Genomic DNA, 21,631 nt, shown 5'->3' on the forward strand with positions numbered 1-21,631 from the left:
CCGGCCGCACCGACCGGAGCGGCCGCACCGCCCGGGCTGCCGGGTTACGCCCCCGCCGTCGCCGGTACCGACGCCGGAACGACGGCGGACACGGAGACCGGCGACGAGTCCGAGCGAAGCGGCACCGAGGGTTCTTCGGTGCCGGAGGCCGCGGCCGCCCCCACGCCGGCACCGGCCGGGCCCGACCCGAACCTGATGACCCACACCCTCGGGACGCCCGACGTCAGCGGCGCCACCTCGCTCGACCTCACCGGCGCCAACGCACCCGACCAGGCCTCGACCCCGACGCCCGCCGCTCAGGTGGCCGACCAGATCGTCCCGTTGCGCACGCAGGGCGACGGCGTCCATCGGATCGCGATGGAGCTGACCCCGGACGACCTCGGCACGATCGGCGTCGTCGCGGAGATCCGCAACGGCCAGGTCCACCTGCACTTCAGCGGCGCGAACGAGCTGACCAGGGAGACGCTCCGCGCCGCGCTGCCCGAGCTGCGGCAGCAGCTGGAGGATGCCGGATTCTCCGGTGCCGCGTTCGACTTCGGCGACGGCTCGCCGGCCGGCCAGAACGATCGCCGCGGATTCGGTGGGGCCGAACAGGGTTTCGGTAACCAAGCCGGTCGGGGTGGTCAGGGGCAGAACACGGGCGCCGAGAACACCCGGCCCACCGGCCAGCGGCCCGCGGGCTACGTCGAACCGACGACTCCCACCCCGGGCCGCCACGCCCTCGACCTCCAGGTTTGACGATGACTGCGTACCTCGACCACCACCTCGTCCGGTCCGCTCCCCGGTCGCCGGGGCTCCCGACGAGGCTCCCCCGCTCCTCCCAGAAACTCGCAGAGGTGGCCTCATGACCGCTCCGCTCGGCGGAACCGCCAACACCAGTGCCGCGCTCAACCAAGCGCTGGGCGCTGCGCCGTCGAAGCCGCCCTCGGCGGAACTCGACAAGGACGCGTTCCTCAAGTTGCTCGTCGCCCAGCTGAAGTACCAGGACCCGATGAATCCTGCGCAGGGCACCGAGTTCGTCTCCCAGACCGCGCAGTTCACCACGGTGGAGAAGCTCACCGACCTGGCCGACGTGCAGCAGCAGATGCTCACCGCACAGCTGACGCTCGGCGCGGCGAACCTCGTCGGCAAGGAGGTCACCTACAACGACGCCAACGGCACGCCGGTGACCGGCACGGTGAGCGGAGCGACGATCGGCACCAACCCGAGCGTCACCGTGAACGGGCTCTCGATCCCGATGTCGAGCGTCACCGGGATCGGCAAGGTCGGCGACACGGCGACCGCTCCGGCCGGCGGCACCGATCAAGGCGGCTTCACGCCGATCGGGGAGGCCGTCCCCGGCGCGACGACGCCGGGCGCCACGGGCCCGGGGGCAGCGCTTCCGGGCACCACGGCCCCGGGCACCACTACCCCGGGCACCACCGCCCCGGGCACCACGGCCCCGGGCACCACTACCCCGGGCACCACCGCCCCGGGCACCACGGCCCCGGGCACCACGGCCCCAGGCACCACTACCCCGGGCACCGCCACCCCAGGCACCGCAGCGCCGGGCACCACCGCCCCGGACTCGATGACCAACACCGGCACCGGTGTGACGACCGGGAGCCCGTCGCCGACCGTGCAGTCGCCGACCACGCCACCCGGCCCGATCACCTCGGGCACCGCGCCGGACGCCACCACGCCAGGCGCGTAGTCGTTCGCGCTACCGACGAAAAGGAACGTTTACATGCTGCGCTCGCTCTTCTCCGGTATCAGCGGTCTCCGCGCCCACCAGCAGATGATGGACGTGACCGGGAACAACATCGCCAATGTCAACACTGCGGGCTTCAAGTCCAGCCAGGCGGTCTTCCAGGACACGCTGAACCAGATGCTCAAGTCACCGGCCGCTCCACAGGGTGTGGTGCAGGGCGGAACCAACCCCGCCCAGGTCGGCCTCGGCGTTCAGCTGGCCGGCATCTCCACGAACTTCACCCAGGGCTCGGCCCAGACCACCGGCCGCAGCACCGACCTGATGATCACCGGCGACGGCTTCTTCACCGTGAAGACCGGCGAGGAGACGCTCTACACCCGCTCCGGCTCGTTCTCGTTCGACGCCGACGGCGCGCTGGTGACCAACGACGGCGCCCGGGTACAGGGCTGGGTCGCCAACGACGCCGGGGAGATCCCGTCGAACACGACGCCGACCGACCTGGCGCTGCCGATCAGCACGCTACTGTCACCGTCCCAGACCACCGAGGTGTCGTTCGCGGGCAACCTGCCCAGCGACGCCGAGGAGGGAACGGTCATCACGCCGTCGCTGACGGTGTACGACGGGTCCGGCAACCCGTCGGAGCTGACGCTCACGCTGACCAAGGGCGCCACGACCGACACTTGGGCGGTGGACATGAGCGACGGCAGCAGCGTCGACTACAACGCGTCCACGATCACGTTCGCCGAGGACGGCTCCATCCTGACGCCGGATCCGGCCGAGCTGACGTTCCCGGCGACGGCCGGCGACATCACGGTCGACATCTCCGGTCTGACGAATTACGCCGGTACGACCACCGTCGCCCCGCAGAAGCAGGACGGGTACGCGATGGGCTCGCTGCAGGGCTTCTCGATCACCAAGGACGGCCAGCTGGTGGGCTCGTTCACCAACGGCCTGCGCAAACCGCTGGGCCAGATCGCGCTGGCGGGGTTCAACAACGCCGCGGGCCTGGAGAAGGCCGGTGGCTCGATGTTCCGCTCGACGGTGAACTCCGGTGTCCCGCAGCTCGGCACGCCGGGCGGCGGCAGCCGCGGCTCGATCATGGGCGGCACGCTCGAGATGTCGAACGTCGACCTGGCCAGCGAGTTCACCAACCTGATCATCGCCCAGCGCGGTTTCCAGGCGAACTCGAAGATCATCAGCACGTCCGACGAGTTGCTCAACGACCTGATCAACCTCAAGCGCTGACCCGGCGGCGCGCGGCAGGCGTCTCCGCGTCCGACGGGGCCGGGTGCAACCGTCCGGGCGCGGCGTGGGTGCCGAACGGCGAACACGCCACGCGCGCACCGATGCGCTCCCCACGCTGGCCCGTTCGGGCGGTCCCCGGACCGCCCGAACGCGGCCGAACTCAAACCGTACGCACGTACTTTCCGCAACCGGGATCCAACCGGAGTGCGCCCGTACCGCGACTCCCGATTCCTCACGCGCGCGGGCGGTCGGCCGATGACTCAGTTGACAGGACTCAGGGAAGAGCCCGCCAAGACGAACTCCAGGACGGACCGACGTGATTATTGTGACGCGCCTGAACGGCCAGGAATTCGCCTTGAACCCCGACTTGATCGAGCGTGCCGACTGCACGCCCGACACGGTCATCACGCTCGTCGACGGAACGAAGTACCTCGTCTCCGAGTCGCTGAGCGACGTGACACGCCTGATTCGTGAGTACCGGGCATTGGTTATCGCCGAGGCCCAGCGGGCCATTCCGCCCACCAACACCCCGACCCTGACCGCCGTGGACGACGCTGCGCCGCAGACCGTTGTCCCGCTGCACCGCCGGGAGCGCTGATGGACCCCGCATCGATTATCGGGCTCGTCGTAGCCTTTGCCATCGTCTTCACCACGATCATCCTGGAAGGCGGCAGCATCGGGTCGATCTTCCTCGTCCCCCCGCTGCTGCTGGTGTTCGGTGGCGCGATCTGCGCCGCGATGGTCGGCAGCACCATGCAGGACACCATCGCTTTCTTCAAGAACTTCGTCGCCGGTGTCACCGCGAAAAAGGTGGACGCCGGCGCATCGGTGGACACGATCGTCAAGCTCGCCGAGCGTGCCCGTAAGGAAGGCTTGCTAGCGCTCGAGGACGCGATCAAGGACGTCAAGGACCCGTTCCTCAAGGACGGGCTGCAGCTGGCGGTCGACGGCACCGACCCCGAGGAGCTCCGGGAGATCCTCGAGGGGCAGATCGAGGCGAAGAAAAAGCGGGACAAGACCGCGGCCAAGTTCTTCACCGACCTGGGCTCCTACGCGCCCACCATCGGCATCATCGGCACCACCACCGGTCTGATCCACGCGCTGGAGAACCTGGCCCAGCCGGAGAAGCTCGGTCACGTCATCGCGGCCGCGTTCGTCGCGACTCTGTGGGGCCTGATGTCGGCGAACCTGATCTGGCTGCCGATGGCCTCGCGGATCAAGCGATTCAGCGAGCTCGAGGTCGACCAGATGAACCTCTCGATCGAGGGCATCATGGCCATCCAGGCCGGCGCCAACCCGCGTCTGGTCGCACAGAAGCTGAAGAGCCTGCTCCCGAACCCGGCGCCCGCCAAGGCGGCTGCCTGACATGTCCGGCGGCGGGGGCCACGGGGGCGGCAGACGCAAGAAGCACGAGGAGCACGAGGAGCACGAGAACCACGAAAGGTGGCTCGTCAGCTACTCGGACATGATGACGCTCCTGATGGTGTTGTTCCTCGTGCTCTTCGCCATGAGCAACGTCGACAAGACGAAGGTCATCCTGCTCCAGGAGGGCTTCAACCAGGCCTTCGGGACCAACACCGTCCTGCAGGGATCGAGCTCGGTGCTCCAGAGCAGCGCCTCCGACAGCGCCGGGATCGACATGGCGGCCGGCGCCGGCCCTGCTGGTCAGATGACCGAGTCGGAGAAGGCTCTGGTGAAGAAAGCGGTGTCCGCCGCAGAACTCGCCAAAGCCCAGGCACGGATGCTGGCGGCCGAGGCCGAGGCCAACAACCTCAGCGAGGCGCAGAAGAAGATCACGGCCGCGCTGAAGCAGAAGAACTTGCAGGGCGACGCCTCGTTCGCGATCGACGAGCGGGGGCTGGTCGTCACGATCGTCACGAGTTCGGTGGTCTTCACCGGCGACAGCGCGATTCTGCGCCCGGTCGGCCAGCGGATCCTCGACGCCGTCGGCCCGACGCTCAGGGTGCTGCCGAACGACATCGAGGTGGACGGGCACACGAACCAGTTGCCGGTGCCGACCGTCAACTACCCGTCGGCGTGGGAGCTGTCGACGGCGCGGGCCAGCGCCGTCGTCCGATACCTGAACCGCCTGGGAATAGCCGGCGACCGCATGCGTGCGGTGGGCTTCGCCGGAACCAAGCCGCTGATCAGCCCGAGCAACCCCGAGTCGGTGGGTCGAAATCGCCGGGTGGAGATCGTCGTGCTCTCCGACCTCCCGGACGACACCTCCTCGCTGCTGCCCGCGGCCGCGAGGACAACCTAGGCGCCGCCCGCATCGCGATCGCCCGGTCACCGAGCACAGTCCTTCGGTGGCCGGGCGCTCCCGTCGTCCGCCACGACCTCCGATCACTCGACGGAGACCGATTCACACGACTAAAGTGCGAAAAATGATGATCGGTACGTTCCATGGCAGATGACGACAAGGACAAGGAGAAGAAGAAGGGCGGCAGCAAGAAGCTGCTGATCATCATCGTGGCCGCGGTGGTGGTCCTGATCGGTGGTGGCGTCGGCGCCTACTTCGCGTTCTTCGCCTCGTCCGGCGAGGAAGACGCCCACCCCGAGCCGACGCCGAGCGCGGTCGTCGTCGCGGAAGCCATCACGGTGAACCTCGCCGACGGCCACTACCTGAAGATCGCGATCGGTCTGCAGACGACCACCGAGGCGCACGAGGCGGTGGATACCAGCAAAGCGCTCGACCTGGTCATCTCGCAGTTCAGCAACCTCGAAGTGGCCGAGCTCTCGACCAACAAGCAGCGGGAAGCCCAGAAGGCCGAACTGACCGAGAAGGTCGTCGAGGCCTACACCCAGGAGGGGCACGAGTACGTGATGGCGGTGTATTTCACCGAGTTCGTCATCCAGTGACGGACGCTATCGCCGTAAACAATTACATGGATCGCATTCTTCTCAGAACGCGAGTTCTCCGGTCGATCGGGACGCCGTGACTTCGTCGTCCGCGCCCGCCGGCGCCCCTCGCACCGCCGGCCGGATGTCACGGCGTTCCAAGGGCACCGGCCCGCAGCCGTACGACTTCCGCCGCCCGACGAAGCTCTCCCGGGAGCACGCGCGCACGCTGCAGATGACCTACGAGACGTTCGCCCGGCAGTACACGACGCTGCTGACGTCCAGTCTCCGGGCGATCTCGCAGGTGAACCTGCTCTCGATCGAACAGCTCAGCTACGACGAGTACATCGCTCAGATCGGGAACCCGACCCTGCTCACCATGGTGACGCTCGACCCGCTGCCCGGGATCACGCTGTTCGAGATGCCGGTCGACATGGCGCTCGCGTGCCTGGACCACCTTCTCGGCGGGCCCGGCGGACCCCAGCCGCAGCGGCAGCTGTCGGAGATCGAAACCGGGCTGTTCCGGAGCCTGCTCGACCGCATCCTCGGCGAATTCCGGTACTCGTTCGACACCGTCAAGAAGATCGAGCCGAAGGCGGGGGCGATCGAGTACAACCCACAGTTCGCGCAGGCCGCAGCCCCCTCGGATCCGATGGTCGTCGTCTCGCTGGAGATGAAGGTCGGCAGCCAGGAGTGCGTCGCCACGATGGGCCTGCCGTTCGCCGCGGTGATGCTGGCGCTGCAGAAGGTCGACGAGGGTCTAACGCTGACGCCGGCCGAGCGGCTCGCCAGAGAGCTGGCGCTGCGCAACGTCACCGGCAGCCTGCTGGGCGCCAAACTGCCGGTGGTGGTGCGGTTCGGTACGACCCAGATGTACCCCGAGCAGATCATCGCGCTGGAGCCGGGCGACGTCGTCACGCTCGACCACCCGGTCAACCAGCCGCTCACCGTCAGCACGTCCGGCATCACCTTGGCCCACGCCGTCCCCGGTAACCATGGCGCGCGGCTCGCGTGCCTGGTCGTAGACCCCCCGAGAGAGGACGCCAGGCGTTGACCGCTCCCACTGAGGCCGCAGCGAGTGTGCTCGCACAGGTCGGCGTCGCAGCTACTGCGGCGCTGCCGCTGCTGCCCGCGGTCGACCCCCTCACGGCGGGCGAGCCGCAGGTCGCCCCCGACACCGGTGGGCTGGTCGGCCAGGGCGTGCTCGCCAGCTTCTCCGGCGCGGCGCAGGGACAGCTGCTGGTCGCGGTCAGCCAGGACCTGGTGGACGCGCTGGCGCAGAGCCCGATGGGAGCGCTCGACCTCACCCAGGCCCTCCAGCCGGTCGCCGAGGCCGCGGCCGGCACCCTCGGGGCGGTCGTCGTCGAGCAGGGCATTCCGGTGCCCGATCTGGAGGCCGGACTCGCCGCGCTCGCCGACTCCGGCGATGCAGCGTTCGTCCTGCTCCGCGACGACAGCGGCGTCCGGGCGCTGATCGGGCTGCTGATCACCTCGGTCACCAGCACCGCGCAGTCCGGTGGTCCGGGTGGCTCCGGTGCCCCGCTGCGGCACGGGTTGGACCTGCTGCACGGCGTCGAGATGGACGTCACCGCCGAGCTGGGGCAGACCCGGATGACGGTGCGCGACCTGCTCTCGCTCGCACCCGGCTCGGTCGTGGAGCTCGACCGGCTCGCGGGCAGCCCGGCCGACCTCCTGGTCAACGGCCGGATGATCGGCCGCGGCGAGGTCGTGGTCATCGACGAGAACTTCGGAATCCGAGTCACCGAGATCATCACGCCGGACAGCGATCGGTCGACGGGGTCATGACGAAGGCCGGCACCGCATGATCGAGGTCACCCTGCGCGCGATCTTCTCGCTGGCGGTCGTCCTGTTCCTCATGTGGGGGCTGGCCCGTCTGGTCCGGCGTCCGCTCGGCGGACGCGTCGCCGGAGCGCTGGCGGTACTGGCCCGGCAGCCGTTGAGCCGCAGCGCGTCGGTCGCCGTCGTCAAGGTCGACGATCGCGCGCTGGTGCTGGGGGTCACCGACGCACAGGTGACCTACCTGGCCGAGGCACCACTCGCCGCGTTCGAGCGGCAGCCGTCGTTCGGCGAGGTCCTGGCGGACGCCCGCAGCGACGACGTGCTGTCGTCGCCGGCCGCGTCGGGCCGGAGCGGCGCCCGGCACGCGGCGCAGGAATCCGGGCGAGGCCCGTTCGCCGGGTCGATGCTCTCCCCGGCCACCTGGTCCCAGGCCGTCGAGTTCCTGCGCGATCGGGCGAGCCGCCCACGATGACTCGTCGGGCGGGGATGGTGCTCCTCGGCCTCGCCACCGCCCTAGCGATCTGGGGCGGCCCGTCCCCCGTGTTCGCAACCCCACCGCCCGACGCGCCCGGGTACGTCGCGGCCCCCGCCGGGCCGGTCGCCGTACCCGCCGCCCCGGTCGGGCCGGTCGCGGTGCCGGACACCGGGCCGGCCGCGGTGCCCGAGGCTCGACCGGCCGCGCCGACGCCGCCGGTACCGCCGGGCGGCCAGGTCACGGTGAACGTCAACAACGGGCCGAACGGCAAGCCGAGCACCACGATCACGCTGCTGATCGCGCTGACCGTGCTCTCGATCGCCCCGTCGATCCTGCTGCTGTGCACGTCGTTCACGAAGGTCTTCGTCGTGCTGAGCATCGTCCGGAACGCGCTCGGTCTGCAGACCGTCCCACCGAACCAGGTCATCGCCGGGCTGGCCCTCTTCCTGAGCATGTTCATCATGACGCCGGTGTTCAACCAGGTGAACGAAGTAGGCGTGCAGCCCTACCTGAAAGGCACCAAGACCCAGACGCAGGCGTTCAACGACGGCGTGAAGCCGATGCGGGAGTTCATGCTCAAGCACACCCGCAAGGACGAGATCGCGCTGCTCAACCGCGTCGCCGACAAACCACGCCCGAAGAACAAGGACGACGTCTCGCTGCCCGTGCTGATCCCGGCGTTCGTCCTGTCCGAGCTGCGGGCCGCGTTCATCATCGGCTTCGTCATCTTCCTGCCGTTCATCGTCGTCGACATGGTCGTGTCGGCGTCCCTGATGTCGCTGGGCATGATGATGCTGCCGCCGGTGATGGTGTCGCTGCCGTTCAAGCTCCTGCTCTTCGTCATGTCCAACGGCTGGACCCTCGTGGTGACCGCTCTGGTCGCCAGCTATCGGTAGGAGGCGCCATGACTGACGCGCAGATCCTCGAAATCGGCCTCTACACGATGACGGTCATCGCGAAGCTCAGCGCGCCGATCCTCCTCACGACGCTCGCCATCGGCTTCCTGATCTCGCTGTTCCAGTCGGTGACCCAGATCCAGGAGCAGACGCTGTCGTTCGTCCCGAAGGCCATCGCCGCCGGGGCGGCGCTGCTGCTCGCCGGCAACTGGATGCTGCAGGAGCTGGTCTCGTACACCACCCAGCTCTACGCCCGGATCCCCACGCTGCTCTCCGGATCCTGAGTCCCGGGCCTCCGCACATGACGTGGCAGTTCGACGGGACGGTCCTGGTGACCGTGCTGCTCGCCATGGTCCGGGCGTCGGCCTGGCTGGTCGTCTCGCCACCGTTCTCCGCGCCGATGGTGTCCCCGCGGATCAAGGCGATCCTCGCGCTGGCGATCGCGCTGTCGGTGGCACCGGCGCTCCAGGGCAAGGCGCCGCCGCTGGAGTGGGCCGCGCTGGTGTCGAGCGCGGCGCAGCAGGTGGTCGTCGGAGCCGCCCTGGGCTTCATCACCGCGCTCTACTTCACCGCGTTCCAGGTCGCCGGCGACCTGATCGACATGTTCGGCGGCTTCCAGGTCGCGATGGCGTACGACCCGATGGCGAACACGCAGACCGCGGTGTTCGGGCGCTTCTACAACCTGCTCGCGACGACGCTGCTGTTCGCGACCGACGGGCACGCGCTGGTGATCCGGGGTTTTGCCGCCTCCTACGACGCGGTGCCGCTGACCGGCATCCTCTCGTTCGCCACGCTCGGCAACGTGCTGAGCGAGGGCATCGGCGAGATGTTCCTCGCCGCGCTCCAGATCGCCGGTCCGCTGATCGCGGTGCTGTTCTGCGCCGACGTCGCGCTCGGCCTGCTGACCCGGGTGGCGCCGGCGCTCAACGCGTTCTCGCTGGGCTTCCCGGCCAAGATCCTGCTCACCGTGCTGCTGGCCGGGATCGCGATCGGCATCCTTCCGAGCATGGTCGCCGAGGTCGTCGACCGTGCCGTCGAGGCCGTCATGGCCGTCGTCCGGGCCTCGGGGAGGTGAGCTCCGTTGTCCGGTGAGAAGACCGAGAAACCGACACCGCAAAAGAAGAAGCAAGGTCGCAAGGAAGGACAGATCGCCCGTACCCCGGACCTCGGGGCGTGGGTCGGGATGCTGCTCGCGAGTTTCCTGCTGCCGATGGTCATCCGCAGCATGATGGAGCGCGCCCGAGGGGTGCTGGAGAAGGCCGCCTACGTCATCGAGAACCCCGATCCGCATCGCATGATCGGTCTGTTGCCGGACACGCTGTACGCGATCGTGATCCCGGTCGCGCCGCTCGCGGTCGGCATGCTGATCACCGGTGTCGGCTCGACCGCCGCGCAGGGCGGTCTGAACTTCGCGACGAAGCTGCTGATGCCGAAATTCAGCAAGCTGAACCCGCTGTCCGGCCTGAAGCGGATCGTCGGGCCGCACGCGCTGTGGGAAGCCGTCAAGACCGTCGTCAAGAGCGCGGTGCTCGGCGGCGTCCTCTACTGGTCGGTCAAGGACCTGATCCCGGTGCTGATGGGCGGCGGCCAGATCCCGAACGAGGTGATCATCCGCGAGGTCATCGACACCGTGGAGCGGCTGATCCGGTCGGCGGCGGCGGCCGGCCTGGTGATGGCCGCGGCGGACTACGCGGTCGCCAAGCGTCGGATCGACAAGCAGCTGCGGATGAGCAAGCAGGACATCAAGGAGGAGCACAAGCGGACGGAGGGCGACCCGCACATCAAGGGCCAGATCCGGGCGCGGCAGATGGCGATGTCCCGCAACCGCATGATGGCCGACGTCCCGAAGTCGGACGTCATCGTGGTCAACCCCACGCACTTCGCGGTCGCGCTGCGGTACGACCCGCTGAAGGGCGCGCCCCGCGTGGTCGCGAAGGGCAGCGGGACGATCGCGCAGAAGATCCGCGAGCTGGGCACCGAGAACCGGGTGCCGGTCATCCAGGACGTCGGTCTGGCCCAGACGCTCTACAAGGCCTGCGACATCGGGCAGGAGATCCCGCCCGACCTCTACGCCGCGGTGGCGACCGTGCTGGCGTTCGTCATGTCGCTGAAGGCCAAGGGGTCGGCGGCCGGCGTCCACCGTCTTCCCGCCAACCGGCGTCCACAGCTCCCGGCGGCGCCCACGTAGGCCCGCGCGGCGTGGATCTACGGGGAATTCGTCGCGGACGGCGCGGTTAGCGGATCGCGGCGGCGGTGGAGACCTGCCAGCCGATCGCTTCCAGGTAGCTCTTCGCGAGGTCCTCGAGCGACAGGACCCCGCCGACCGCGGCGAACGCCGTTCCCCCGGCCTCGTAGGCACGGACGGCGGTCAGCACCGCTCCGAGCTCACCCTTCTGGTCGATCAGCGCGGCCGCGACCTCGTCGGTCAGCGGCAGTCGCTCGGCCAGCTCGGCGGCGTCCACCCCGAGCAGGTCCGCGACGCCGGAGAGCAGGCCGACCGTGAAGCCGACGTCCGGGGGAAGCGCCGCCCGCGTCGCGAGGGTCTGGCACCACCGGCCACGAACCATCGGGATCGACAGGTCCGCCTCACCGGCCTGGGAGAGATCGCTGACGATCATCACCGCGAGCCACTGCCGCAGGCGCTCCAGCCCGAGGATGATCACCGCGTCCTGGATGGAGGAGATCCGGCGCTTCTGCCCCGCGGCCACCGAGTTGGTCGCCCGCAGGATGCGCAGCGCCAGGCCGGGGTCCGCGGTGATCACCGCGGAGAGCGTCTGCAGGTCGACGTCGGGCGTGGTCAGCAGCCCGAGTAGCTCCAGCTGCCGGGCGCGCGACGGGGTCAGCGTCTCCGCGGAGAGCACCTCCGGTCGGCCGAGCAGGTATCCCTGGAACAAGTCGAAGCCCAGGTCACGGGCGCGCTGGTAGTCGTCCTCGGTCTCCAGACGCTCGGCCAGGAGCTTGACGCCGGGCCGACGCTGCCGGGCGATCGCGACCCGCTCGGCGAGGACGTCCGGATCGATCCCGGCGACCTCGAACTTGAGGTAGGACGCGTACCCGATCAGGCGGTCGTGGCTGGTCCCCCAGACGAAGTCGTCCAGAGCGATCGCGTATCCCTGCCGGGTGAGCGCGGCGACGCCGGCGAGCACCGCGTCGTCGACCTCGACGGTCTCCAGGATCTCGAGGACGGCCAGCTCGGGTGCGAACGGGAGCGGCAGCTCGCCGACGAGGAACTCCGCCGTCAGGTTGACGAACCCCAGCTTGTCGCCGACCAGACGCTCCAGGCCGAACTCCGCGAACATGTTGACCAGCACGCGGCTGGTCGCGGCGGCGGCGCGCTGGGTCGCGATCGTCGCGCCCGGGGCGTCGCGGAACAGCAGTTCGTAGGCGACCAGGCGGCCGGCACGGTCCACGATCGGCTGCCGGGCCACGTAGAGCGTCCACGTGCCGTCGGCGACCGCCGAAGACGGCGCGGGGACTGGGTGCACGTCGTTGTCATCGGCGTGCGTTCCGCTCGATCAAGGGAAAGCGGTGGCGGCGCACCCGTCGTGCAACTCAGCGCACCGAAATTCTCAGGCGCGCGCGCTCACCGCCGATGGGACACAAGCCAGGACGGCAGCGGGGAGCCCGACGGATCGGGCATGTCGTCGTACCTGCGGAGCGCCGTGAACCCGAAGGCGTTGGGACCGTTCGTCGTCCCCGTCGGCATCGTGTCCATCATCGTGATGATGGTTGTCCCGATGCCGTCGTTCCTTCTGGACGTCCTGCTCGCGGCCAACATCACGCTCTCGCTGGTGATCGTGCTGGTGAGCCTGTACGTGACGCGTCCGCTGGACTTCTCGATCTTCCCGGCGCTGCTGCTGGTCGCCACGCTCTTCCGACTCGCGCTGAACATCAGCGCCACCCGGCTGGTGCTGCTCGACGGGTTCGCCGGCCACGTGATCGAGGCGTTCGGCCACATCGTCATCGGTGGCTCGCTCGTCATCGGCCTGGTGATGTTCATCATCCTGGTCGTCATCCAGTTCCTGGTCATCACCAAGGGTGCCGAGCGCGTCGCCGAAGTCGGCGCCCGGTTCACGTTGGACGCGATGCCCGGTAAGCAGATGGCGATCGACGCCGACCTGAACGCCGGTCTGATCGACGAAGGCGAAGCGCGGCGGCGCCGCGAGGACGTCGCCGCCGAGGCGGACTTCTACGGGTCGATGGACGGCGCCGCGAAGTTCGTCAAAGGCGACGCGATCGCCGCGATCGTCATCACGCTGATCAACCTGATCGGCGGCATGACGGTCGGCATCCTCCAGAAGGGCATGGCCCCGATGGAGGCGGTCAACACCTACAGCCTCCTGAGCATCGGCGACGGTCTGGTGTCGCAGATCCCGGCGCTGCTGCTCTCGGTGTCGACCGGTCTGATCGTGACCCGCTCGGCGACCTCCGGCGACATGGGGTCCTCGGTCGTCGCCCAGCTCGGGGCGCAGAAGCGGGCCCTGCAGATCGGGGGCGGCGCCGCGGTCGCGCTGTGTCTGGTGCCCGGCATGCCCAAGCTGCCGTTCCTGCTGCTCGGCGCCGGCGTCCTGCTCATCGCGCAGAAGCTGCCGGGGCCGGTCGAGAAGGCCGCCGAGGAAGCGGCCGAGCAGGCCGCCGCCACCGCGCCGACCGGGCCGGCGCCCGACTCGCCGGAGGCCCTCCTCGGTGAGATGCGGGTCGACCCGTTGGAGCTGGCGCTCGCACCCGACCTCGTCGACCTGGTCGACACCGCCGGCGGCGACCTGCTCGACCGGGTGCGCGCGCTGCGCCGGAAGGTCGCGCTCGAGCTCGGCATCATCATGCCGCCGGTACGCACGCACGACGATCTGGACCTGCCGCTGTCCAGCTACGGCATCCGGATCAGCGGCGTCGAGGTCGCCCGCGGGCAGGCGCCGCCCGGCACCGCGCTCGCGATCGGCGACGGGCTGGAGGCGCTGCCCGGGCGGGCCGGCCACGAGCCGGTGTTCGGCTTGGAGGGCAAGTGGATCCCCGCCGAGCTGCGGCACCAGGCCGAGATGATGGGCGCGACCGTCGTCGACCGGGCCTCCGTGGTGATCACGCACCTGGCCGAGGTGGTCCGGACGAACGCCAGCCGACTGCTCGGCCGCGAGGACGTCCGGGCGCTCACCGACGTCGTCAAGCGATCGCACCCGGTGGTCGTCGAGGAGCTCACCCCGGCGCTGCTGAGCATCGGCGAGATCCAGCGGGTGCTCCAGTCGCTGCTGGACGAGAGCGTGCCGATCCGCGACCTGGTGCGGATATTCGAGGCGCTCTCGCTCGCCGCGAAGGCGGGGAGCACGACGGACGGCCTGCTCGAGGCGGCGCGCGGCGCGCTCGGACCGGCGATCGCGAACCAGTACATCAGCGATGGACGCCTACCGGTGATGACGCTCGATCCCCAGATCGAACAGATGCTGCTGGAGTCGCTCCGCCCCGGGGAGGGCGGCATCCAGCTGGGCGTCGACACCGCCAGGGCGGAGGCGCTGGTCACCGAGGCGCACCGGCTGTACGACGCGGCGGAGCAGCGCGGTATCACCGCGATCCTGGTCTGCTCGCCGATTCTGCGGCTGCCGTTGCAGCGGTTGGTCCGGCTCGCGACGCCGCGCCTGCCGGTGCTGTCGTACACCGAGATTTCGGGCGTCGCCGCCCAGATCGAGACCGTGGGGGTGGTGGGCGGTGTCTACCCGGCTGTTGCTTGAGGGCCCGGATCTGGAAGAACTGCTCGCGAAGATCAAGGAGGAGCACGGCGCTGCCGCGAGGATCGTCTCCGCCGAGCGAGTGCGGAGCGGAGGGCTGGCCGGGTTCTTCGCCAAGCAGCGGTTCGAGATCGCCGTCGACATCCTCGACGTGGAGGAGTCCGCAACCGCGACGGTGGACGCGTCGTCCGAGGACGACGGCTCCGTCCCGCCCGGCGCGGACGGGCTGGCGGCGTTGCTGGCCCAGGCCGAGGCGCAGGAGCGTGAGCTGGACGAGGTCGAGCGAGCGCCGATGACCGCGGCGCGCTTCGCCCAGGTGCTGGCCGAGCGGTCCGCGGATCCGGCGGCCCGCCGGGCGGATTCCGCTTCCGGCCGCACGACCGAGCGCCGCGCGACCGAGCCAGCCGATGGCCAGAGCGCGGCCGAGGAGGGCGCGCGGGCGGCCGGGGCCCGGGCCGGCGGCGCGCCGCCGCGCGGCGCTCGTCCGGACGGAGCTGCGAACGGCGCCCGGAACCGAACCTCGAACGGGGCCGCGAAGCGGGGTGCGGCTGACCGGACCACGAACGGAGCCGCGACGAACGGGGCTCCACCGAAGGGGGCTCCACCGAAGGGGGCTCCACCGAAGGGGGCTCCACCGAACGGGGCTGGCGTGCGCGACGCCCTGCCGAGAAGGGCCGTGCCGAAGGGACCCGCGACGAACCGGGCGCCGGTTCTGGCGAGCCTGACCGACGGGCTCACGACCGGGCCGTCGTCGGGGCCGATCGCCGCGCGGACCGCGGAGCGGGCACGGCGGTGGGCCGCCGAGGCACGCGACGAGATGGCCGCGGAGGGTCGCCCGACCGGCGCCCCCGCCCGGCCCGGTGCTGCGCCGACCAGCTCGACGCGAACCGATCCGGCGGGTGTCCAGCCGGTGCGCCGGGATCTCGACGCGGCGGCGGCCGACCAGACGCCGGACGCCCGTCCGGACGAGCGCGCGCCTGGTGACACCGCTCCGGAACTCCGCGCCGTGGAGGACACGGTCAGCCACGACCGGCCCTCCCGGAGAGCGGCGTCCGCGCCGGTCGGTACGGACACACCGGAACACCCGGCAGAGGCCGACGTCCCGGACTACGGCGACGACGTCCCGGATCACGACGTGTCCCCGGACGACGCCCCGCCGGACCCGGACGCTGTCGCGCGGGCCCGGGCCGCCGGACGCGCCGCCACGGCCCCGACCCCGCGCACGGCCGCCGCCGAAACCGACGCCGACGCTCTCGAGCGACCCGCCGTGCGAACGGGCCCGACGCGCGACGCGCACCCCGTCTCACCGGCTCCCCCGACACCCGCCGCGACCACGCCCGCCGCGCATGCGCCCGCTGCCGGCCGGGGTGCCCACGCCGAGCCGGGGACCGCACACCGGGCGCAGGGCCTACGGACCGCCGGGCCGGAGCCACGCGGCGGGCCCGCCACCGGGACCGCGTCGGTCGCCGGCGCGATACGCCCGCCGGTGAGCGGCCGCGCGACCGTGCCCGCTGCCCCGCCTCACCCCGAGCCGGACGATCCGCCCACCGCCGTGCAACCCCTCCGCCGGGTGGAGCCCCGACGGGGAGCAGCGCGCGCCGGTTACGACCACCCGGCCGTACAGCTGGTCCGGACCGGCGTTCCGGTGCACATCGCGGCGCGCGCCGTCGGGCCCGATCCGTGGTCCGCGGTCGCGCGCGCGGTCGCCGGACTCCCCTACCCGCCGGGGCTGCCGTCCCGCGCCGGCGAGGTACTGGCGATCGTCGGCGACATCGAGGCAGCGCTGATCATCGCCGGTCAGGTCGCCGCCCTGACCGCAGGCATCGACCCGTCGGCGACGCTCGTCGCCGGGCCGATCGCGGGTACCGGTCTGCGCCGGTCGCACCGGATCTCCGGCCCGGAGGAGGCGATCCGCCGCGCCGCCGAGCTGCACTCGTCGGCCGGTCCGCGGATCGTGGTGGTGGAGGCGACCGCCGGTTCGCCGCTCACCCGCACCGCGTCGGTGACGTCCTCGGTCGACGCCTCGCCGCACGCGACGATCGCCGCGCTGGCGCCGACGCAGGTCTGGGCATGCGTGGACGCGACCCGGAAGAACGCGGACACCGCGCGGTTCCTGGACGCGCTGGACCGGGTCGATGCGCTCGCCGTCTACGGCGCAGACGCCACGGTCGAGCCGGGCAGCGTGCTGCACTTCGGGCTGCCCGTCGTCATGCTGGACGGTCGTCCGGCCACCGCGCGCCGATGGACGACGCTGTTGTGCGAGCGACTGGCCGGTGGGCCGCTGCCAAACGAGGGTGATGGTCCGATCACGTCGGTCATGCCGCTGGAACTGCCGGCCGGACGACGGGGCGCCCACGCCGCCTCCGTCGACGAGCCGCGGCGGCCGACGACGCACCGCGCGCCCGACGTCGAGTTCACCGACTATCTCCCGACCGACCACGGCGCCGCGGTGTTCGCGATGCCCCGGCCGGCGGAGGTCGAGCCGAACGGCCACGGGCACCGCCCGGCCAACGGCGGGGTGCGGCACAACGGTCACACCGTCCGGACCTGGTGGCCGGAGGACGACGAGCCGGACGGCCACTGATGTTCGCTCGGTTCTCCGTCCTGCTGCTCGCCGCAGTCCTCGCGGCACCCGCGCTCTGGCAAGCGTTCGTGGTCGGCAACCTGGAGGTCGACACCGCGCTGATCCGGTACCTGATCGCGGTGGTGCTGGCCGCGGCCATGCTGGGTTTCCTCCAGATGCTGTGGCGGATCTACCACCGGATCCAGCAGGAGCACGAGTTGCAGCGCAAGTTGGAGGAGCTGCGCGCGGAATCGGAGCGGCGACGGGCCGCCGCCGCAGCCGAGCAGAACGGCGACGACGGTCCCCAGGTCTCCGGCGCCGCCTGAGCCAGCCAGGCGGGGCGAACAGCCAAGTCAGGGCAAGCGTTCGGGGTGACCGCAGACGCGGTCACCCCGTTCCTCGTCGTGCCCTGTTCTCAGCCGGGCCTCACCGCTCAGCCGGGCCTCGTGCTCAGCCGGCTAGGGAGATCCAGAGCCGACCGGCGCCGTACCCGGCGACGCTGACCGCCAGGTCCAGCCGCGCACCGAGCGCGACCAGGCGGGCCTGGGCCTCCTGCGGCGCCGTTTCCCCCGGCAGGTAGACGCTCTCCTTCTCCAGCCGCAGGTGCGGCGTGCCCTCCCGGTTGAGCAGCGCCGCCATGATGTTGCACACCTCGCGGACGTTCTCACCGACCATCTTGGAGAGCTCGCCGTCCTCCACGCACGCCTCGGCTCCGCCCTTGGGGATCAGGCCGATCGCCGCCCCGATCCAGGCCGCCAGGGGTAGATCCATTCCGGCGACGCCAGCGATCTGATTCGCGTCGTCGACGTAGATCGCCACCACGGCCTTGTTCAAGTCGGCCGCGGCGGCCGGCGAGCCGTCGCCGACCGTGACGTCCTTGCCGAGCAGCTCCTCGAGCATGTCCCGGACGTCCTTCGGTGACGGCAGCTGTGTCGTCGCTTGTGTCATCGTCCACCCCCTGAGCCCATCGTGCGTCGTGTTGCGCCGCGACCGGCAGCGCCACACCGCGGCCGGTACCGGTTGCTTCTGCCAGCAAACCCGGTCCGGGGATCACCCCAGGATCGAGTCGAGGTTCTCCTTGAACGTCTCGGCTGTGAACGGCTTCGCGATCAGGAACAGCGCCCCGGCTGCGGACGCGGTGTCGCGCATCTCCTGGGTGCCCTCCGACGTCACGAAACCGAACGGCGTGTTGTTGCCGCTCGCACGGAGCGCCCGAATCGCCTCGATGCCCGTCATGTTGGGCATGTTCCAGTCCGACAGGACGAGATCGGGCTTCTCGTCGTTCGCCTTCTGGACGAGTTGGGCGCCGTCCTCGGCCTCGATCAACTCGAGCCCGTCGTAACCGGCCTGCCGGAGCGTCCGGGTGACGATCTGGCGCATCACCCGGCTGTCGTCGGCGATCAGGATCTTCATGCGGTCTCCCCCCCTTGCGGCTTTTCCAGCACGCTGACCTCCATAGGCTCACCCATCCAGGTCGCCTCAAACCGACAAATTTCGTCCCCTTCGAGCCAGGGGTCGTTGTCGGCGTTGTTGTGCACCTCGGGCAGGCCCAGCGTGCACGGCTCCGGGAGCAGGCTCTTGACGTTGCCCCCGATGACGTTCGCGAGCTCGCCCAGGGCGTCGTCGATGTCTCCGACGGTGACCTCGTCGGCCCCCATGCCGAGCAGAGCCGCGGCAGCCTCCTTCGACGCCGCGGTCGAGCACGACACCAGGACCAGTCCGTGCCACGCGCCACTGACCGCCACCCCGGCGACGACGTCGCGGGAGAGCTTGTCCGGCGGCAGCGGAACCAGCGGTTTCTCTCCGTCGGTATCGAGGTAAGAGGCCCAGACCTGCTCGGCGATCTGCTGCAAATCGTCGCCGGTGGGGGCCATCGTGGCGCTCACGCGTGTGCTCCGTCCGGGATCAACCCGAGCATGACCAGCTTGTCCACGATCGCGTCCGGCGTGAACGGCTTGATCACGTACTCGTGGGCTCCGGCGGCGAGCGCTCGGACGATCTGTCCGTGCTCGCTCTCGGTGGTCACCATCATCAGCGTCATCCCGCGGTACTTCTTGTCCGCCCGAACAGCGGTCACGAACTCCAAACCGTTCATTTCTGGCATGTTCCAGTCGATCAGGGCCAGTTCGGGCACCGCATCCAGTTCGGCGAGACGATCCATCGCCTCGCGTCCGTTTCCGGCTTCGACCACGTCGAAGTTCAGACCGGAGACGATGCGTCTGAGAATCAGTCGCATCGCTCGGGAGTCGTCGATCACCATGGCGAGCACTCGCCTCACCCCTTCCCCGTGACGCCGACCGGCGCCGAAGTACCGGTCCGCGGCCGATAGGCCGACGTCCGTCCGGTGACGACGCGCTCGAAGCCGTCGTCGATTCCCATCGTGGTCTCGGCGGCACCGAGGAAGAGCCACCCATCGGGCTTCAGGAGGTTGCGGATGCGCTTGAGCACGCCCCGCTTCGTCTCCACGTCGAAGTAGATGAGCACGTTCCGCAGAAACACCACGTCGAACGGCGGCATCGGCGGGAACGGCGCCGCCAGGTTGAGCCGCTTGAAGCTGACCGCCTTCTTGATCGGGGCGGCCACCTCCCACTCGGGGCCGACCCGGGTGAAGTGCTTGACCAGCAACGGCGCCGGCAAGCCCCGGTTCACTTCGAGCTGGCTGTACCGGCCGGCCTCCGCCCTGACCAACATCTCGGTGGAGATGTCGGTACCGAGGACCTCGTAGGTCCAGCCCGGCGGCAGGTTCTCCTTCAGCAGGATCGCCAGCGTGTACGGCTCCTGCCCGCTGGACGAGGCCGCCGACCAGACCCGCATGGTGCGCGACGACCCGCGGGACTTCACCAGCTGCGGGATGACCAGGTCGGTCATGGCCGTGAACGGCTCCCGGTCCCGGAACCAGGACGTCTCGTTCGTCGTCAGTGCGTCGACGATGCCCTCGCGGTCGCTGCGGCCGGCGGGGCCCTGCGCCCGGAGCAGGAACTCGGTGACCGAGGCCAGTCCCGCTTTGCGGGCCAGCGGCAGCAACCGGGCTTCGACGAGGTACTCCTTCCCCGGCTCAAGCACGATCGAGGCCTCCCGGCGTACCAGGCTGCTGACGAACTGGAACTCGTGCGCCGAGAGGCTCATCTGACCACCGCCAACCGGTTGGCTCGGCCGTGGCCGACGCGAGCGAGCAGAGTGTCGGAAATCGAGCCGAGCGGCACGACCGCGTCGGCGAGCCCGGCTGCGGCGACGGCGCCGGGCATTCCCCAGACCACAGAGGTCTCCTCGTCCTGGACCACTATTTCGCTACCGACTCGTGCGAGAACTTCACAGCCCTTCTTCCCGTCCTGCCCCATTCCGGTGAGCACCACGGTCAGAGCGTGCGCCCCGTAGACCGACGCCACCGACCGGAAGAGCGGGTCGACCGCGGGCCGGCAGGAGTTCTCCGGTGGGCCCTCGTGCAGCTTCGTGACCACCGAGGTGCCCCGCCGGATGACCTCCAGGTGCTTGTCGCCCGGCGCGATGTACACCGTTCCAGCCGTCAAGGATGTATCCGCAGTCGCTTCGACCACTTTTACTGCACTTGCCCGATCTAGGCGATCAGCGAACATCTTGGTGAAAATCGGCGGCATGTGCTGGACGACCACGACCGGCACCGGAAGATCCTTCGGGAAGCCGTGAACGACCTTGGCCAGCGCGTCCGGACCACCGGTCGAGCACCCGATCGCGATGACGTCGATCCGGGCTCCGGCCGCCTTGGCCGGCTTGGCGGTCTTCCCGGGCAGGCGCCCGGCATCCGCCGGCGGCGCGCCGACGGGGGGCGCCCCTACCGGCGGCCTCCCCGCAGGTGCGCCCGCGCGAGTCGGCGGGCCGGCCGGTGTGGCCGGTGGCACGCCGGGACGCGCCGGCGCGCCCGGCCGGGCGGGCACCGCACCCGGCCGCTGCCGGGGCGCGAGCGCGTAGATCCGCGGGATGAGCTGCTCGCGGACGCTCTGGATCGACTCCCGGACGCTGCCCACGTTCGCGGGCTTCGTGACGTAGTCGCTGGCACCAGCCGCAAGCGCTTCCAGCGTGGCGGACGCGCCGGACGCGGTGAGCGTGCTGAACATGATCACCGGGAGCCGCTTGTGCTTGGGGCGCAGCTCACGCAGGGTGCCGAGGCCGTCGAGCACCGGCATCTCGATGTCGAGGGTCACGACGTCGGGCTTCAGCTCGTCAATCTTGGCGAGCGCGATCCGCCCGTTCGACGCGGTACCGACGACCTGGATTCCCGGGTCGTCGGTGAGCGCGTCGACGATCAGACGTCGGACGACGACCGAGTCGTCGACCACCAGAACTGAGATCACACGCGCCGCCTTCCCGTACCGAGGCCCACGCCGCAGCCGGACGGGACACACCTCGGGGCCGTCACGGCGTCCCTAT

At 70.2% G+C, this 21,631-nt stretch carries 24 protein-coding genes; 17 read left to right on the forward strand and 7 right to left on the reverse strand.

The window, feature by feature from the left end; genetic code table 11:
- From ABEB28_RS39450 to ABEB28_RS39515, 14 genes are all read left to right on the forward strand, one after another.
- Nucleotides 1-738 (forward strand): flagellar hook-length control protein FliK (locus tag ABEB28_RS39450; protein WP_345733427.1); only part of this gene is annotated, 738 nt, incomplete at its 5' end.
- Nucleotides 739-844: 106 nt separating this feature from the next.
- Entirely contained in the window at nt 845-1,693 is an 849-nt protein-coding gene (locus ABEB28_RS39455) for a flagellar hook capping FlgD N-terminal domain-containing protein (RefSeq protein WP_345733428.1), read from the forward strand.
- A 33-nt stretch (nt 1,694-1,726) separates the two neighbouring features.
- A complete protein-coding gene (locus ABEB28_RS39460; RefSeq protein WP_345733429.1) occupies nt 1,727-2,935 on the forward strand; it encodes a flagellar hook protein FlgE in 1,209 nt (402 codons plus the stop codon).
- A 316-nt stretch (nt 2,936-3,251) separates the two neighbouring features.
- Nucleotides 3,252-3,533: a flagellar FlbD family protein gene (locus tag ABEB28_RS39465; RefSeq protein WP_376981909.1), complete on the forward strand. Its 282-nt coding sequence runs from the start codon at nt 3,252-3,254 to the stop codon at nt 3,531-3,533.
- Complete coding sequence (locus ABEB28_RS39470) at nt 3,533-4,300, forward strand: flagellar motor protein (RefSeq protein WP_345733431.1); 768 nt, start codon at nt 3,533-3,535, stop codon at nt 4,298-4,300. The genes ABEB28_RS39465 and ABEB28_RS39470 overlap by 1 nt, the downstream gene beginning before the upstream one ends.
- 1 nt (nt 4,301) lies before the next feature.
- Entirely contained in the window at nt 4,302-5,198 is an 897-nt protein-coding gene (locus ABEB28_RS39475) for a flagellar motor protein MotB (RefSeq protein WP_345733432.1), read from the forward strand.
- Between the two features lie 143 nt (nt 5,199-5,341).
- Nucleotides 5,342-5,797 carry a flagellar basal body-associated FliL family protein gene (locus tag ABEB28_RS39480; RefSeq protein ID WP_345733433.1) on the forward strand — a complete coding sequence of 152 codons (456 nt, stop codon included), beginning with the start codon at nt 5,342-5,344 and terminating at the stop codon, nt 5,795-5,797.
- 124 nt (nt 5,798-5,921) lie between these two features.
- Entirely contained in the window at nt 5,922-6,830 is a 909-nt protein-coding gene (locus tag ABEB28_RS39485; protein ID WP_345733434.1) for a flagellar motor switch protein FliM, read from the forward strand.
- Nucleotides 6,827-7,582 carry a flagellar motor switch protein FliN gene (gene fliN / locus ABEB28_RS39490; RefSeq protein WP_345733435.1) on the forward strand — a complete coding sequence of 252 codons (756 nt, stop codon included), beginning with the start codon at nt 6,827-6,829 and terminating at the stop codon, nt 7,580-7,582. Before ABEB28_RS39485 ends, fliN begins: the two co-directional genes overlap by 4 nt.
- A 16-nt stretch (nt 7,583-7,598) precedes the next feature.
- The gene (gene fliO, locus ABEB28_RS39495; protein WP_345733436.1) at nt 7,599-8,048 is read left to right on the forward strand and encodes a flagellar biosynthetic protein FliO; all 450 of its coding nucleotides are present in this window, start codon (nt 7,599-7,601) and stop codon (nt 8,046-8,048) included.
- Complete coding sequence (fliP, locus tag ABEB28_RS39500) at nt 8,045-8,947, forward strand: flagellar type III secretion system pore protein FliP (RefSeq protein ID WP_345733437.1); 903 nt, start codon at nt 8,045-8,047, stop codon at nt 8,945-8,947. Before fliO ends, fliP begins: the two co-directional genes overlap by 4 nt.
- A gap of 8 nt (nt 8,948-8,955) precedes the next feature.
- On the forward strand, nt 8,956-9,231 hold the full coding sequence (fliQ, locus tag ABEB28_RS39505; protein ID WP_345733438.1) for a flagellar biosynthesis protein FliQ: 276 nt from the start codon (nt 8,956-8,958) through the stop codon (nt 9,229-9,231).
- A 17-nt stretch (nt 9,232-9,248) separates the two neighbouring features.
- The gene (fliR, locus tag ABEB28_RS39510; RefSeq protein WP_345733439.1) at nt 9,249-10,022 is read left to right on the forward strand and encodes a flagellar biosynthetic protein FliR; all 774 of its coding nucleotides are present in this window, start codon (nt 9,249-9,251) and stop codon (nt 10,020-10,022) included.
- 6 nt (nt 10,023-10,028) lie between these two features.
- Nucleotides 10,029-11,135 (forward strand): EscU/YscU/HrcU family type III secretion system export apparatus switch protein, encoded by a 1,107-nt coding sequence (locus ABEB28_RS39515; protein ID WP_345733440.1) that lies wholly within the window; start codon nt 10,029-10,031, stop codon nt 11,133-11,135.
- 46 nt (nt 11,136-11,181) lie between these two features.
- Here the strand turns inward: ABEB28_RS39515 and ABEB28_RS39520 are convergent, their stop codons facing one another.
- Nucleotides 11,182-12,432, reverse strand: coding sequence for an EAL and HDOD domain-containing protein (locus ABEB28_RS39520; protein ID WP_345733441.1), 1,251 nt, complete (start codon nt 12,430-12,432; stop codon nt 11,182-11,184).
- A 153-nt stretch (nt 12,433-12,585) separates the two neighbouring features.
- Here ABEB28_RS39520 and flhA point away from each other — a divergent pair, with 153 nt between their 5' ends.
- The 3 genes from flhA to ABEB28_RS39535 are packed head-to-tail and all read left to right on the forward strand — an operon-like array spanning nt 12,586 to nt 17,553.
- The gene (gene flhA, locus ABEB28_RS39525; RefSeq protein ID WP_345733442.1) at nt 12,586-14,667 is read left to right on the forward strand and encodes a flagellar biosynthesis protein FlhA; all 2,082 of its coding nucleotides are present in this window, start codon (nt 12,586-12,588) and stop codon (nt 14,665-14,667) included.
- Nucleotides 14,645-17,248, forward strand: coding sequence for a hypothetical protein (locus tag ABEB28_RS39530; protein WP_345733443.1), 2,604 nt, complete (start codon nt 14,645-14,647; stop codon nt 17,246-17,248). Before flhA ends, ABEB28_RS39530 begins: the two co-directional genes overlap by 23 nt.
- Nucleotides 17,248-17,553, forward strand: a complete 306-nt coding sequence (locus ABEB28_RS39535; protein ID WP_345733444.1) for a hypothetical protein — start codon at nt 17,248-17,250, stop codon at nt 17,551-17,553. Before ABEB28_RS39530 ends, ABEB28_RS39535 begins: the two co-directional genes overlap by 1 nt.
- A 124-nt stretch (nt 17,554-17,677) precedes the next feature.
- Here the strand turns inward: ABEB28_RS39535 and ABEB28_RS39540 are convergent, their stop codons facing one another.
- From ABEB28_RS39540 to cheB, 6 genes are all read right to left on the reverse strand, one after another.
- A complete protein-coding gene (locus tag ABEB28_RS39540; protein WP_345733445.1) occupies nt 17,678-18,175 on the reverse strand; it encodes a hypothetical protein in 498 nt (165 codons plus the stop codon).
- Between the two features lie 102 nt (nt 18,176-18,277).
- Nucleotides 18,278-18,640, reverse strand: a complete 363-nt coding sequence (locus ABEB28_RS39545; protein ID WP_345733446.1) for a response regulator — start codon at nt 18,638-18,640, stop codon at nt 18,278-18,280.
- Nucleotides 18,637-19,113 (reverse strand): chemotaxis protein CheX, encoded by a 477-nt coding sequence (locus ABEB28_RS39550; protein WP_345733447.1) that lies wholly within the window; start codon nt 19,111-19,113, stop codon nt 18,637-18,639. Before ABEB28_RS39550 ends, ABEB28_RS39545 begins: the two co-directional genes overlap by 4 nt.
- Nucleotides 19,110-19,487, reverse strand: coding sequence for a response regulator (locus tag ABEB28_RS39555; RefSeq protein WP_376982080.1), 378 nt, complete (start codon nt 19,485-19,487; stop codon nt 19,110-19,112). The genes ABEB28_RS39550 and ABEB28_RS39555 overlap by 4 nt, the downstream gene beginning before the upstream one ends.
- Before the next feature lie 14 nt (nt 19,488-19,501).
- The gene (locus tag ABEB28_RS39560; RefSeq protein WP_345733449.1) at nt 19,502-20,353 is read right to left on the reverse strand and encodes a CheR family methyltransferase; all 852 of its coding nucleotides are present in this window, start codon (nt 20,351-20,353) and stop codon (nt 19,502-19,504) included.
- Nucleotides 20,350-21,555, reverse strand: coding sequence for a chemotaxis-specific protein-glutamate methyltransferase CheB (gene cheB / locus ABEB28_RS39565; protein ID WP_345733450.1), 1,206 nt, complete (start codon nt 21,553-21,555; stop codon nt 20,350-20,352). Before cheB ends, ABEB28_RS39560 begins: the two co-directional genes overlap by 4 nt.
- Between the last annotated feature and the right edge of the window lie 76 nt (nt 21,556-21,631).

The organism is Cryptosporangium minutisporangium, assembly GCF_039536245.1.
Classification (GTDB): Bacteria; Actinomycetota; Actinomycetes; order Mycobacteriales; family Cryptosporangiaceae; genus Cryptosporangium; species Cryptosporangium minutisporangium.

Excerpts from the sequence above, each read along its gene's own strand:
- ABEB28_RS39455 (WP_345733428.1), top strand. The coding sequence starts at position 845 with ATGACCGCTCCGCTCGGCGGAACCGCCAACACCAGTGCCGCGCTCAAC.
- ABEB28_RS39460 (WP_345733429.1), top strand. The coding sequence starts at position 1,727 with ATGCTGCGCTCGCTCTTCTCCGGTATCAGCGGTCTCCGCGCCCACCAG.
- ABEB28_RS39470 (WP_345733431.1), top strand. The coding sequence starts at position 3,533 with ATGGACCCCGCATCGATTATCGGGCTCGTCGTAGCCTTTGCCATCGTC.
- ABEB28_RS39475 (WP_345733432.1), top strand. The coding sequence starts at position 4,302 with ATGTCCGGCGGCGGGGGCCACGGGGGCGGCAGACGCAAGAAGCACGAG.
- ABEB28_RS39480 (WP_345733433.1), top strand. The coding sequence starts at position 5,342 with ATGGCAGATGACGACAAGGACAAGGAGAAGAAGAAGGGCGGCAGCAAG.
- ABEB28_RS39485 (WP_345733434.1), top strand. The coding sequence starts at position 5,922 with ATGTCACGGCGTTCCAAGGGCACCGGCCCGCAGCCGTACGACTTCCGC.
- fliO (WP_345733436.1), top strand. The coding sequence starts at position 7,599 with ATGATCGAGGTCACCCTGCGCGCGATCTTCTCGCTGGCGGTCGTCCTG.
- fliP (WP_345733437.1), top strand. The coding sequence starts at position 8,045 with ATGACTCGTCGGGCGGGGATGGTGCTCCTCGGCCTCGCCACCGCCCTA.
- fliQ (WP_345733438.1), top strand. The coding sequence starts at position 8,956 with ATGACTGACGCGCAGATCCTCGAAATCGGCCTCTACACGATGACGGTC.
- fliR (WP_345733439.1), top strand. The coding sequence starts at position 9,249 with ATGACGTGGCAGTTCGACGGGACGGTCCTGGTGACCGTGCTGCTCGCC.
- flhA (WP_345733442.1), top strand. The coding sequence starts at position 12,586 with ATGTCGTCGTACCTGCGGAGCGCCGTGAACCCGAAGGCGTTGGGACCG.
- ABEB28_RS39535 (WP_345733444.1), top strand. The coding sequence starts at position 17,248 with ATGTTCGCTCGGTTCTCCGTCCTGCTGCTCGCCGCAGTCCTCGCGGCA.
- ABEB28_RS39540 (WP_345733445.1), bottom strand. The coding sequence starts at position 18,175 with ATGACACAAGCGACGACACAGCTGCCGTCACCGAAGGACGTCCGGGAC.
- ABEB28_RS39545 (WP_345733446.1), bottom strand. The coding sequence starts at position 18,640 with ATGAAGATCCTGATCGCCGACGACAGCCGGGTGATGCGCCAGATCGTC.
- ABEB28_RS39555 (WP_376982080.1), bottom strand. The coding sequence starts at position 19,487 with ATGGTGATCGACGACTCCCGAGCGATGCGACTGATTCTCAGACGCATC.
- ABEB28_RS39560 (WP_345733449.1), bottom strand. The coding sequence starts at position 20,353 with ATGAGCCTCTCGGCGCACGAGTTCCAGTTCGTCAGCAGCCTGGTACGC.